Source organism: Natranaeroarchaeum sulfidigenes (assembly GCF_017094485.1).
GTDB classification, from domain to species: Archaea; Halobacteriota; Halobacteria; order Halobacteriales; family Natronoarchaeaceae; genus Natranaeroarchaeum; species Natranaeroarchaeum sulfidigenes.
Map to the genome: position 1 here is coordinate 466,994 of NZ_CP064786.1, position 12,718 is coordinate 479,711.

The window sequence follows — 12,718 nt, forward strand, 5'->3', positions numbered from 1 at the left end:
GTGGGGCATCATACGCTTTCACCGATCGGCTTCCAATCGAAATCTGAGAGAAGGCATTCCAGCTTGCGCTCTGTTCGACCGATATTCATGTAGTGTCGTGTGCGATACTGCCACTTTACGTCGTTGACACGTGGCTGATCCGGGTCAAGCTCCCACGGATGAAGATAGAACACGCAATCGCGTCGCTTTGCGATCCGTTTCAAACCACGTTCGTATATCGGGTATGGGATGGCCCTGAAATACCCGCCTCCTGCCCACGGGATCCGAGTGATCTTGGCGTCGATAAGCGGTAGTTGAACCTCGGTAAATCCGTCTCGAATCTCGGCAAAGGTCTCCGTCGAATCAAAACTCAGTCCACCATATCGGTCGTGAATCGGAGCGGCAAAAAGACTCGAATCGTACTCAAAGCCTAAATCGTCAAGAATCTCGATTGCCCAGTCCGTGATAGAGAAGCTCGGTGCTCGATAGCCGCGAACCCGATTTTCGGTGATTGATTCGAGCAAATCTACTGATCTGGCAATGTCCGCACGAACTTCTTCGGGCTCCTGTTCGTAAAGAAGCCGGTGGTTGTATCCGTGACTGGCAATCTCATGACCTCGGTCGTCAATCTCAGCGACAACATCTGGAGCCCGATCGGCAATATAGCCCAACACAAAAAACGTCCCTTTCGCATCATGTTTGTCAAGTAAATCAAGGATCCGATTCATACCGTGCTGTACGCGAAGTTCGTATTCGTCCCAACGACTTTGATCAAGACTATTGAGGTTATGAGAGTGGAACCAATCCTCAACATCGAATGAAAGGTACATCTCGTTCATATAAGTTGATTTCCTCGCTTCTGGAACTCCTTTCTATCGCTCTTCGTTGGAAACGAAAAGTACGAACCCTCGCCAGTCATCTCTCTCGTCGATTCCGTTCCGTCCGCGATCTCGTTGATGGCTTCGGCGGCTAGCTGACCGCCTTCCCGTTTTCCCCTCAATATCGCATCATCAAGGGTCATGTCCGCACTTACAGGGAAGGTTTGCTGTTTCACAATTTGGCCCTTGTCTATCTCCGGCACCATCGTGTGTACTGTGGTTCCGATCTCATTCTCACCGTGGTACAATGCCCAGAACGTCGGGAGCATTCCGCGATACTTCGGCAACTCTGCTGTGTGGACGTTCAAACAATATCGGCTTGGTGCATTGAGCAGTCGTTCCTCAAAGATCTGTGGTGCCGAGACAGATAATAAAATATCAATATCGGCGTCTTCGACCCATTGGATGTACGACTCTGCATTGATGTCATGTCGTTCTTCAATAGAGATTCCGTAGTTTCGAGCCACTGACGCCACGGAATATGATTGAGTACTAAGCGCATCAGACGCCTTTCGATATACATACGAAAGCGACCGATGAGTAAAATTCACCGGTCCATAGAAATTAAACATACGCATGGCAAACTCAGGCAAGGCTTCGTCGAGAAGATTAAGAATCGTCATACGTTCGATAGCGGCTTCATCCAATTTGGGGATAAATTCCTGAAAGAACGCCGGCATATAAAACGGATCATCCTGCGTCACGATGGCAATCTGAAGAGTCATTGATGACCTCCGGAGATTTGACAGTGTGAATATTTTGCGTGGTTCCGTTCCTTTCGGAAGATTCGCATTCGCCCCGCATTTTTTTGCGGCGCGGTTAAATAGCGTTCGGAAGTCAGATCTGCCTACTATCCATCGATGCAAGTGCCTCCTACAGTCTGGTAACGAATAGTATCACGAAATGTGGGCTAAGCAATGGTTAAAATTTCTCAAATTCCAAAGGTGCGGTTTTGTATAATAGTTCTCTCTCCCTTTCTTACTGGATGTCGTTTATTTAACTGACTCGCGGGATAAGCAATTTATAGACCATAGAGCGTAAACGTGTGAGAGGGTAGTAACACTTCATAAGAGGACCTTGGGAGGAATGTGGTAGTCCAACTTCTAAAATAGCCAATCATTAGTACTAGGAGTTGTTGAATACTGAGTAAGTTATGACTACTCTGCTTACCGGTGGTGCGGGCTTCATTGGCTCCCACCTTATTGAGCACATCTTAGAGCACTCCGAGGAGCAGGTACTCGTTCTCGACGACTGTTCGACCGGACGAACCCAGAACCTTCCAGAATCAAAGAGAGTAGAACTTGTGAACGGCGACGTCAGAGATCAATCACTGGTAACGGAGCACGTCCAGCGATCTAACTATGTCTACCACCTCGCCGCCGCGGTCGGCGTCGAGAAGATCGTTGATCACCCACTTGACTCGCTCAAGACGAACCTCACTGGAACAGAAAACGTCCTCGAAGCTGCAGCTGAACAGAATGTCCCGACGTTCATCGCGTCATCCTCGGAGGTCTACGGTAAATCCACAGCAGTGCCCTTCTCCGAATCCGACAACCGAGTCCTCGGCCCGACAACCAGCCCGCGCTGGAGCTACGCCTCAGCGAAAGCCGTCGACGAGGCGTATGGACTGGCCTACCACGAGGAGCACAACTTCCCGGTCGTCGTCGGCCGCTATTTCAACATCGTCGGCCCACGCCAGTCCGGCCAGTACGGCATGGTGATCCCGACGTTCGTCGAGCAGGCACTCACCAACGAACCCCTGACGGTCTACGGCGACGGCACCCAGACCCGGAGTTTCACCCACGTCGAAGAGGCCGTCCGAGCCACGTACGAACTCCTCCGCACGCCAACAGCCCAGGGAGACGTGTACAACATCGGCGCTCCACAGCCGACCAGTATCAATGACCTCGCCGAGCGGGTCGTCGAGCTCACCGATTCGGACTCGGAAATCGAACACATTCCCTACGAGGTGGCCTACGACGAGGACTTCGAGGAGCCCCAGCAGCGCGAGCCTGACGTGACCCTGCTCGAAGAGACGATCGGCTGGAAGCCAGAAACCGAACTCGACCGGATACTGAAGGACGTGATCGCGGAACGCAAACCCAAACTCACCGAGGTGGCCTGAATGAGTCAGGTCCGTGATCGGATTATCAGTGGGGATGCCACGATCGCAGTGATCGGACTGGGCTACGTTGGCCTCCCGCTGGCCTGTCACTTCTCCGAGGCAGGCTTTCGGGTAATCGGCTTCGATATCGACCTCGATCGCGTCCAGCAGCTCCGAGAAGGATCTTCGTACATCGAGGACGTCTCGGACGATGCGCTTGAAGCAGCCCTCGATCACGGGTTCGAGCCCACGACATATCCCAATGGGCTGGAAGAAGCCGACGCGTTCGTGATGGCCGTTCCGACCGGCGTCGAAGGTGGCGAGCCGGACATGTCCGCGGTACAAAAAGCCACGAAGAGCGTCGCCACGCACGCACCCAACAGACAGACCCTGGTCGTCTGCTGTAGCACGGTGTACCCCGGGGCGACCGACGAAGTCGTGCGCGAAACGCTTCGCGAAGGCGACCGGACACCCGGCGACGACACGCTCGTTGCCTTCGCCCCGGAGCGGATCAACCCCGGCGGAGCCTACGACTTCCACGAGATCCCGCTTGTCGTGGGGGCAGACTCCGACACTGAACGCGCAGCAGCAGTCACGCTATTCGAGTCGGTTGTCGACGAGACGGTCCCTGTACAGTCGACGATTTCCGCCGAACTGACGAAGGTCCTCGAAAACACCTACCGGATGGTGAACATCGCGATGGTCAACGAACTGGCCAGACATGCCGAAGAAACCGAGATCGACGTCTGGGAGGCGATCGAGGCTGCCGGAACGAAGCCCTTTGGCTTCCAGGCGTTTACCCCTGGTCCGGGCGTGGGCGGGCACTGTATCCCAGTGGACCCGCAGTTCCTCACCTGGAAAGGCCGGGAGTCCGGTGTCCCGCTCGAACTCGTCGAGCAAGCCCACTCGATCAACGAGTCGATGCCGTCCCACGTCGTCGACACAGTAGACACCGCGTTTGCAGCCCGCGATACACCGCTTGAAGACTCCTCGCTGGCAGTACTCGGTGTCTCCTACAAACCGAACATCGGCGACCTGCGAAACTCGCCTGCGCTGGCGATCTGTGAACAGCTCCACGAGCGTGGCGTCGATCTCACAGTAGTCGATCCCCTTGTCGACGAAATCGATCTGGCTGGCCAGTCGGTAGTACCAGAGGACGAAGTCAGCGCAGGCGAGATCGCTTCCGCCAATGGCGTCCTGCTGCTGGTCGACCATGACGCGTTTACATACGACGATATCGAGCAGGCCTCGATCGTGTTCGATACGCAGGATGCGCTTCCGGACGATGTTTCGACAACCGTACTGACACTTGGCGAGGGCAAAGGCCGACCGGAGCGAGTACAAAAACCTCCACTCACGTCCGAACTTCCGCGACAGGACTGATCGGCGCGCCGTCTCCGACTAGAAACTCTTATTCTCGCCCTCGAATCTGTATGTAATATGAACAATATCGGACCGACCGACCAGAACATTCTGATTACCGGTGGTGCGGGATTCATCGGCAGTCACCTCGCCGATGCGCTCGTTCCGGACAACGATGTGACGATACTGGATAACCTATCGACTGGCTCGCGGGAGAACGTGCCCTCCAAAGCTGAACTACTCGAAGGAGACATCACCGACTCGGAGACACTCGCAACGAGCATGTCCGGTATGGACATCATCTACCATCAGGCGGCGCAAGTGAGCGTCCAGAAGTCAGTCAAAGAGCCAGTCGAGAGCTTCGGGACTAACATCGCCCCGACCGTACAGATTCTGGACCACGCCCGCAACCACGATTGTCGCGTGGTTCTGGCATCCAGTTGTGCGATCTACGGTGATCCCGAGTACATACCGATCGACGAAGCCCATCCCACTACGCCGAGTTCGCCGTACGGACTCGAAAAGATCACCAAGGATCGCTATGCACGACTGTATCACGAGCTCTACGGTGTCGACACCGTCGCGCTCCGATATTTCAACGTCTACGGCCCTCGACAGACTGCTGGCGATTACAGTGGCGTCATCAGTATCTTCAACGAACAGGCCCAGGACAATCGCGATATCACCGTCGAAGGAGACGGCCAGCAGACCCGTGACTTCGTCCACGTCCACGATATCGTGCAGGCCAACCTCCGCGCTGGCGAAACGGATGCCGTCGGTGAGGCGTTCAATATCGGGACTGGCTCCAGTGTCACGATCAAGAACCTTGCCGAGACGATCAGAGATGTGGCCGACTCGTCATCAGATGTCGTTCACGTCGACCCACGAGAAGGTGATATCTCGCACAGCGAAGCCGATATCGAGAAGGCCCGTACCCTCCTCGGGTACGAACCCACGATAGAACTCGACGAGGGACTGCAGTCGCTGATTTCGCCGACTGCCTGAGCCTACTTCGACTCTTTGGTTCCGACCAGTCCGATCACGTCTTCGACAACTTTCCAGAGCTGTCGGAGCACGATCTTGACGTCGAACCAGAACGACTGCTTTCTGATGTACTGCACGTCGTACCGGAGCTTCTTTTCCGGTTCGTGACCGGTCGCATCGTTAATCTGTGCGAGACCGGTCAGTCCCGGCTTCACGAACCAGCGCTGTTGCCATTCATCGACCTCATCCCGATACCCCGGCTCCAGTTCGGTGATTGCCGGTCGGGGACCAACCACGCTCATCTGTCCCGCCAGAATCGGCCAGAGCTGTGGAATCTCGTCGAGATGGGTCGTCCGCAGGAAGTTGCCAAGCGGGGTTTCTCTGTCCTCTTCGATATCGAGATCGACATCCGAGTCAGTCGGGATGAGCGTCCGGAACTTGCGCACGATGAACGTGTCGCCGTCGAGGCAGGTCCGCTCCTGCTCGTAAAAGATCGGCCCATGTCCCTCGATCTTGATCGCCAGCGCGATCAGGCCGATAACGGGCGCGAGTACGAGCAACGCACTCCCGGCGAACGCAATGTCGAACAGGCGCTTGAACACGAGATCCTGTGCGTCCCAGGGTTTCAGGTCGACGTCGACGAGCGTCCCGACACTGCCCTCGCTGACCAGCACGCTATCGGCGTAGTCCCGATGGACTTTCGCGTTGACGCCGTGGTCGTGACAGGCGTGGAGCGCGCCGAAGAACTCCTGGCGATCCGGCTGGTGGAACGCGAGGACGACCGTGTCGATATCGTGTTCGACGAGGATGTCTTCGAGCCGAGAGAGCCCGCCGAGGCGCTTCAGCCCTACATCACCGCCGTCGGCCACGACCGTTTCTGGCTCCCTGTGACTGGAGCCGGGGACGGGGATTTGCTTGACAGCGTGGGTCGGACAGAGATAGCCGAGGAGTGGTGAGTCCACGTCTGGCTGCAGGCGCTCGATCTGTGCGGGATCGTCGCCGACGATGATCGTCCGACTACCGTCCGTATCCGGCCGGTGGCGAATCCAGACGAACCAGACCGGAAGCGCCAGCCCGAGTAGTCCCATCGTCATCACGAGCGTCGCGCGTGGAACCCGATACGAGAAATTGAAGAAGCCGATCGCGGCGAGCGCGAGCCCGCTCGCAACGAGGCGTTTCTCGGTCAGGGCGACCGTATCGAGGACGCGACGTGGGCGTGGCTTGTACAGCGGAACAAGTGCCAGTGTCACGGCACCGACTGTCAGTCCGACGACCAGCACGAGCGAACTACCCCAGAGCACCGTCGGCTCCAGTCGATTGAACAGCGGCACGTACTCGGTGAACACCCGCTGTGGTACCGGATGGTTCGCCACAAGGACAGCAGTCAGTGCCAGCACCACGGTTCCGATAGCACTCGCGATCCGATACGGCCACCCGGTAAGCATTATTTACTTACAGACACCGCAGTTCTCATAAATGCTTTGACAATACTATCACCGGAGTGTCGCGGTGAAAAATACTGCAACATGATTCTACATACAACCTGACGATTGAGGATTCTCCCGGGCCGCAGTGCCCTCAAATTATGAATTCCGAACCAAGGGGTCGTACCACTCCTCGTTCGCCCGGTACCACTCGATGAACTGCTCAGCCCCCTCGCGAATGTCGACGGTCGGCTCGTAGCCAAGCAACTCGTTGGCCTTCGAGATATCCGCATGCGTGTGCTCGGCGTCGCCCTTCCGCGCATCCGTAAACTCAATCTCCAGACTGGGATCGATCTCGTCGCGCACGACCTCCGCCAAGGTCAGAATATCGATGTTGTCGGTCGAGCCGATGTTCATTATCTCGCCGTCCGCGCTGTCGTCGGTCAGCAGCTGCTCGTTGACGCGCTTGATATCGTCGACGTAGGTGAAATCCCGCGTCTGCTCGCCGTCGCCGTAGATTTCAGGCGACTCGCCGTGGAGACACCGCGAGACGAAGTTTGTGAAGGCCATGTTGGGACGCATTCGCGGGCCGTACACGGTGAAGTACCGCAGGGCAACCGTGGGCAACCCATAGATCTCGTTGTACACGCGGGTGTACTGCTCGGTCGCGAGCTTCGAGACACCGTAGGGCGAGACGGGCGTGGTCCGATGATCCCCGTCGTACGGCAGGTACTCGGGTTTCCCGTACACGGATGACGAGGACGCCACAACCACTCGCTCAACGTCATGCTTTCGCGCGGCTTCGAGCACGTTGATCGTGCCGGTGACGTTGAACTCGTTGACCTTCTTCGGTTCGTCAACGCTTGCGCGCACGCCAGCCTGTGCGGCCTGGTGGTAGACGACATCGATATCCTCGATGGCATCCTCGACGAGCTCCGCATCGGTAAGACACCCCTCGATGAGTTCGTAGGAGCCGCCGTTTTCCTCGGCCGCCTCACGACAGACATCGACGGTGTGGTCTTTGATCCCCAGATCGTAGTACGGGACGAACTTGTCGAACACCGTGACGTCGTGGCCCTCGTTCGCCAGTCGCTCGGCGATGTGACCACCGATGAATCCCGCGCCGCCTGTGACGAGTACCTGCATTACACGAGGAGTCGGTCAGCAGTCCAAAAACTGTTGTTCTTTTGGTCTGTTCCCCACCACTCACAGCTCTTTTTCGAGTTCGCTCATGTCTCGACTCTCTCGTTCCTGTTGATCGTCAAGCAATTGATCGAGTTCTTCCTCCAGTTCGGCTTCTGACATCGAGCCTTCAGTGTACTCGGTCTTGACATCACTCACGGGATCTGCAGTCTCCGACCGAGACGTCTCGACACTCCGCTGGGACTCCGCGCCTGCCGACCAGCCCGTGTACACCTCATACACCACATACATTGCCAGGGCGGCGAGCAACACGAACAATCCCCAGGAGACCATCCGGCTCATAAACCGAAGCACCTGTCCGGCGAAAATGAACAGCAAGAGCCCGCCCCCAACGAGGAGCGCGAGCTTGAGCCCGGTCGGATCGACCGATAGTCGGTCGCTCATACGCGCACATGGTACCTGAGTGATAAAAAGCTTCGTCAAAACGCCCGAAACACCCATGAGCACGTACCAGCCCACACCAACCACGGGGTGGGAATAAAAGGGGCTGGCGGGCTCGCCGAACCCCGGCGAAACAAGCACTGCAGGCCGGAGGCCGAAGCGCGCAGCGAGCCGCGGGAGTCGAGCACGCCAGGGGCTTTTGAGGTACAAGTCACTCCAATCACCACGAATCCGACAGCTATTTTCCAGTACTCCCGGACCACCTGTACATGCGCCTTCCGCTGCCGGTCTTCCCACGTTCGCTGCGATACCTTGCCGTCGCGATCGTCTGTGGGATCATCTTTTACTTCTCGGTACTCGCAATCCCCCCGGACACCCCCGCGCCGGACAGCATCGCACTCCCAACCTGGCGACATTTCCTCGCGTACTTCGTGCTCGGCCTGTCGATCGCGTACGCCCTCACGGACCGCCCGATTTCACGAAAACGCAAGGCACTGCTCGTCCTCGCCCTCGCCACGGGATATGGCGCGGTCATTGAACTCGCCCAGGGATTCGTCCCGGAGCGACACATGGCACTCACGGACGTCTTCATCAATGCGGCGTCGGTCTCGGTGAGCCTGTGCTGGTACCTCGTCGAGCCCTATGTGGACCACGTCGACATCAGGTCCCTCCTCGAATAGTGCCAGTCGAAAGTCACGAGAACCTCAGCCGGATCCTCGCGGGCGATCGACACCAAAGGTACGATCCGTTCACCCGATACGCCTGAGTGGCCACAAGTCATTACACCAGCCATGAACGTGACTGTCCTCGGCACCGGAGCTGCCCACTCCACCGGCGACCGATATCAGACCGGTATCCTCCTCGAATCGACCGATCGGACACTGCTCGTCGACGCGGGCAACGGCGTCTTCCAGCGACTGGCCCAGATAGCACATCCCGCAGAGACGATCGATACAGTACTCCTCACCCATCTCCATCTCGATCACGTCGCCGACATCTCCTCGATCGTCAAGGCACGCGTCCTCTCGGAGAACCCAGAGCTCACGGTGATCGGCCCACCCGGAACACGGGCCACGATCACCCAGCTCCTGGCAGTCGACGACCTCCGAGAGCGAGCCGACCTGAATATCACGGAGATTGAGCCCGGAACCCACACCATTGCAGGATTCGACGTACGAGCTGTCAAAGCGGACCACTCCGCGTACTGTCTGGCCTATCGTTTCGGCGATCAGTTCACGTTCAGCGGTGATACGGAAGCCAGCCCGGACGTTGCCCGGCTCGCCGATGGCTGCGAGGTACTGCTCCACGACTGTGCGTATCGTGACTCCCACCCGAGTCCCTCGAACCACCCAACCCCCACGTCGCTGGGACGAACGCTCCGGAAGGAGGACGTCGAGATCGAGACGGTATACCTCACGCACCTGTACCCGGACGCTGCCGACGCGACCGAGGAACTCCGCTCGACCGTGGCCTCGTACGTCGACGCCTCGGTTCAGGTTCCGTCTGACACTGACGTGCTGGTGTCCTCTCACTGAGTCTGCTGCACGGTTGATATCCTCCGGCGTGTTCACAGACAGCACAGTGACCGTGCATTGTGTGCATGCACAGCTGGCCGACGCCGTCTGGACCTCGCCAGTCAACCGTTCCGACAGGGACATACCAAATTATTCCGTCCTATGCCAAACTATTAGTCAACAGCGACTCTAGAGAAACCCATGACCGATCAATCACATGTGTGGCCAGCAGAAATGGATGCCGCTGACCGGGTCAGGCATGTTGCGCTGACTCGAACGACGCCACGAAACGCTGGCTGGATCGCTGAAGAAGCGGACGTGTCACGGGATACAGCCGTCAAATACCTCGATCGGATGGCCGATCAGGGGGACCTTTCGGTCGTCGAAACAGCTGACGGCACGTGTTACAGGCCGGACGATGTCACACAATTCCTTCGTGAGGTTCGCACCCTCGCTGAAGAGCAGTCTGTCGATGAACTCACCGGGGAGTTGCGTGCAATCGGTGACGAAATCGACTCGTGGAAATCGGCGTACGGAGTCGAGTCACTTGAGGAACTTCGCCAGAGCCTTGGACGTGAGGAGCTGTCACCCAGCGATCGACGGGATCGCCTCGAAACCATCGAGGAATGGGAATACAACATTCAGGTGCGGGAAGCAATTCAGCTTGCTATCAGCCTGCAAAGTTCACTGACGAAGCTCGACGTGGATCCACATACCGGGGAGAGTGGTCTGGGAACACTTCCACAGGAAGGCTAGCGACAGAATGGTTCTGTTTCTTGCTGGTGGCCGAGGATTTACTCGCCGTGAAGGACTCCGACGGATCAAGGAACGGCTCGACAAAGAACCGGGGTTTTCCGATGTCCAGTATCAACCCTCCCGACTCCGTCCACGGTCTGTTGTTGCTACTGTTGATATCGAGATGTTCGTAGGGGAAACATTTCCCCGAGATTGGGCCACGGTTGAGGTCACCTGGCGTCCCCGTGCTGGCACGGATGTCCAGCGTGTGCAGTGGGTCGACGATGCGGTCAGTCTTGGATGGCACAAAGACGACGACCACGAAGCGCTCGGCACTACTCACTTTCAGATCGAAACTGCTGAAGAAATAGTCCACGAGCCTGGCCATCTTGAGGCAGAAGCTCCCCTGAGCTTTTTGGAGAGCTGCCTGCAACGACTCCCTGCAAAGCTCGAGGAAACGATCGCCGACCAATGAAAGGTGGCGGTATCCACGACTTCAGTCGTGAAAATACTCTCCATCAGACAGCTTCGCTTCCGCACGCTCGATATCCTCCGGTGTGTTCACGTTCACTCGCCATCCCTCCAGTTCCACAGGGGTGAACTCGTAGCCAGCCCGGCAGAGGACGCCGACCGCGTCGCTCAACTGGTACTCGCCCTCCGCGCCCGGTCGAAGCAGGTCACACGCCCGAAAAATCGCCTCGGGAAGCATATAACAGCCAGCGTTCGCGAGCTGCGACGGCGGCGTCTCGGCTTTTTCCATGAGATCTACAACCTGCCCATCAGCCAGCTCGACGACGCCTGTCTGGCGGGCTACCTCCGGGCTCACGGACTCGACATACACCGCGCCGTCCACGTCCGTCTCCCGATACGCATCGAGCAGCGCCCGGGGCGGCGTCCCAAAGACGTTGTCACCGTTGACGACGACGAACGGCCCGGACACATGTGTGCGTGCCTGGAGTACTGCGTGGCCTAGCCCCAGACGTTCGGCTTGCCGGACGTACGTGAGCCCGACTCCGTCAAAGGCACCACCGTAGTGGTCGACGATCTGTTGGCCCTCGTAGCCGACGATCACGACGATCTCTTCGATGTCCATCTCCACGAGCTGCTCGAAACAGCGCGTGAGGATCGGCGTCCCTCCCACGTCGACGAGTCCTTTGGGCGTGTCACTCGTCAGTGGGCGCAACCGAGTCCCCGTCCCTGCAGCCGGAACGACAGCCTGCATTGTACCACTGTTCGATGGTGGAGATACACAAACCTTCGGTCACGGTAGCGCAACCGGCCCTCACAACGAATCTATCACTGATTCATGACAGAGTAATAAAGTATTTACCGGAGCAACCAATGCCTGTGAGTATGAAAGCAGTCGTACTCGCGGCCGGAAAGGGCACGCGCCTCCGCCCGCTCACCGACGACAAGCCGAAAGGGTTGGTCGAGGTAAACGGCCGGCCGATCGTCACTCACTGTTTCGAGCGACTGGCCGAACTCGGTGCCGAGGAGTTCGTCGTCGTCGTGGGCTATCGCAAGGAAGACATCATCGAGCACTACGGCGACGAGTGGGACGGCATTCCAATCACCTACACCCACCAGCGCGAGCAGAAGGGCCTCGCCCACGCGTTGCTCACCGCCGAGGAGCATATCGACGACGACTTCATGCTGATTCTGGGCGACAACATCTTCGAGGCGAATCTCGACGACGTCGTCCACCGACAGAAAGAATCCCGCGCGGATGCGGCCTTCCTCGTCGAAGAGGTTCCCCACGAGGAGGCCTCCCGGTACGGCGTCTGTGATACCAACAACTACGGCGAGATCACTGATGTCGTCGAGAAGCCCGACGACCCGCCGAGCAATCTGGTGATGACCGGATTTTACACGTTCTCCCCAGCGATCTTCCACGCCTGCAAGCTCGTCCAGCCCTCGAATCGCGGCGAGTACGAGATCAGCGAGGCGATTGACCTGCTGATCCAGTCCGGCCGGACGATCGACGCGATCGGCCTCGACGGCTGGCGGATCGATGTGGGCTACCCCGAAGACCGCGACGAAGCAGAACGCCGGCTTCAGGAGAAAGAAGAGAAAGCCGCCACTGCAGAAGCCGAGTAGCGGGTAGAAGACGGATTTTGGCCATTGCGAATCTGATCGTTCGCCGTCTACTCACCC

14 protein-coding genes are annotated in these 12,718 nt (G+C 57.8%); 8 read left to right on the forward strand and 6 right to left on the reverse strand.

Features of this window, described 5'->3' with window-relative positions; translation table 11 throughout:
• Window positions 1–8: 8 nt before the first annotated feature.
• Complete coding sequence (locus tag AArcS_RS02360; protein ID WP_238478822.1) at window positions 9–818, reverse strand: XrtA system polysaccharide deacetylase; 810 nt, start codon at window positions 816–818, stop codon at window positions 9–11.
• The gene (locus AArcS_RS02365; RefSeq protein WP_238478823.1) at window positions 815–1,582 is read right to left on the reverse strand and encodes a formyl transferase; all 768 of its coding nucleotides are present in this window, start codon (window positions 1,580–1,582) and stop codon (window positions 815–817) included. Before AArcS_RS02365 ends, AArcS_RS02360 begins: the two co-directional genes overlap by 4 nt.
• Window positions 1,583–2,010: 428 nt before the next feature.
• Here AArcS_RS02365 and AArcS_RS02370 point away from each other — a divergent pair, with 428 nt between their 5' ends.
• From AArcS_RS02370 to AArcS_RS02380, 3 genes are read left to right on the forward strand one after another with little or no spacing between them, the layout of a single operon-like run.
• Complete coding sequence (locus AArcS_RS02370; RefSeq protein ID WP_238478824.1) at window positions 2,011–2,982, forward strand: GDP-mannose 4,6-dehydratase; 972 nt, start codon at window positions 2,011–2,013, stop codon at window positions 2,980–2,982.
• Entirely contained in the window at window positions 2,983–4,344 is a 1,362-nt protein-coding gene (locus AArcS_RS02375; RefSeq protein ID WP_238478825.1) for a nucleotide sugar dehydrogenase, read from the forward strand.
• Between the two features lie 57 nt (window positions 4,345–4,401).
• Window positions 4,402–5,328 carry an NAD-dependent epimerase/dehydratase family protein gene (locus tag AArcS_RS02380; RefSeq protein WP_238478826.1) on the forward strand — a complete coding sequence of 309 codons (927 nt, stop codon included), beginning with the start codon at window positions 4,402–4,404 and terminating at the stop codon, window positions 5,326–5,328.
• A 2-nt stretch (window positions 5,329–5,330) separates the two neighbouring features.
• Here AArcS_RS02380 and AArcS_RS02385 read toward each other — a convergent pair whose 3' ends face one another.
• The 3 genes from AArcS_RS02385 to AArcS_RS02395 all read right to left on the reverse strand — a co-directional run bounded on the left by AArcS_RS02385 (window position 5,331) and on the right by AArcS_RS02395 (window position 8,318).
• The gene (locus AArcS_RS02385; RefSeq protein ID WP_238478827.1) at window positions 5,331–6,752 is read right to left on the reverse strand and encodes a sugar transferase; all 1,422 of its coding nucleotides are present in this window, start codon (window positions 6,750–6,752) and stop codon (window positions 5,331–5,333) included.
• A gap of 138 nt (window positions 6,753–6,890) precedes the next feature.
• Window positions 6,891–7,877, reverse strand: a complete 987-nt coding sequence (locus tag AArcS_RS02390) for a GDP-mannose 4,6-dehydratase (protein ID WP_238478828.1) — start codon at window positions 7,875–7,877, stop codon at window positions 6,891–6,893.
• Between the two features lie 60 nt (window positions 7,878–7,937).
• Complete coding sequence (locus AArcS_RS02395; protein ID WP_238478829.1) at window positions 7,938–8,318, reverse strand: hypothetical protein; 381 nt, start codon at window positions 8,316–8,318, stop codon at window positions 7,938–7,940.
• Window positions 8,319–8,584: 266 nt separating this feature from the next.
• Here AArcS_RS02395 and AArcS_RS02400 point away from each other — a divergent pair, with 266 nt between their 5' ends.
• From AArcS_RS02400 to AArcS_RS02415, 4 genes are all read left to right on the forward strand, one after another.
• Window positions 8,585–8,995, forward strand: a complete 411-nt coding sequence (locus tag AArcS_RS02400) for a VanZ family protein (protein WP_238478830.1) — start codon at window positions 8,585–8,587, stop codon at window positions 8,993–8,995.
• 111 nt (window positions 8,996–9,106) lie between these two features.
• Entirely contained in the window at window positions 9,107–9,850 is a 744-nt protein-coding gene (locus AArcS_RS02405; RefSeq protein ID WP_238478831.1) for an MBL fold metallo-hydrolase, read from the forward strand.
• A gap of 180 nt (window positions 9,851–10,030) precedes the next feature.
• On the forward strand, window positions 10,031–10,585 hold the full coding sequence (locus tag AArcS_RS02410) for a DUF7342 family protein (RefSeq protein WP_238478832.1): 555 nt from the start codon (window positions 10,031–10,033) through the stop codon (window positions 10,583–10,585).
• Between the two features lie 7 nt (window positions 10,586–10,592).
• Window positions 10,593–11,039 carry a hypothetical protein gene (locus AArcS_RS02415; protein WP_238478833.1) on the forward strand — a complete coding sequence of 149 codons (447 nt, stop codon included), beginning with the start codon at window positions 10,593–10,595 and terminating at the stop codon, window positions 11,037–11,039.
• A 21-nt stretch (window positions 11,040–11,060) separates the two neighbouring features.
• Here AArcS_RS02415 and AArcS_RS02420 read toward each other — a convergent pair whose 3' ends face one another.
• Window positions 11,061–11,786: a sugar phosphate nucleotidyltransferase gene (locus AArcS_RS02420; protein WP_238478834.1), complete on the reverse strand. Its 726-nt coding sequence runs from the start codon at window positions 11,784–11,786 to the stop codon at window positions 11,061–11,063.
• A 131-nt stretch (window positions 11,787–11,917) separates the two neighbouring features.
• On the opposite strand from AArcS_RS02420, the gene aglF reads away from it, so the two are divergent.
• A complete protein-coding gene (aglF, locus tag AArcS_RS02425) occupies window positions 11,918–12,661 on the forward strand; it encodes a UTP--glucose-1-phosphate uridylyltransferase AglF (RefSeq protein ID WP_238478835.1) in 744 nt (247 codons plus the stop codon).
• Window positions 12,662–12,718: the final 57 nt, after the last annotated feature.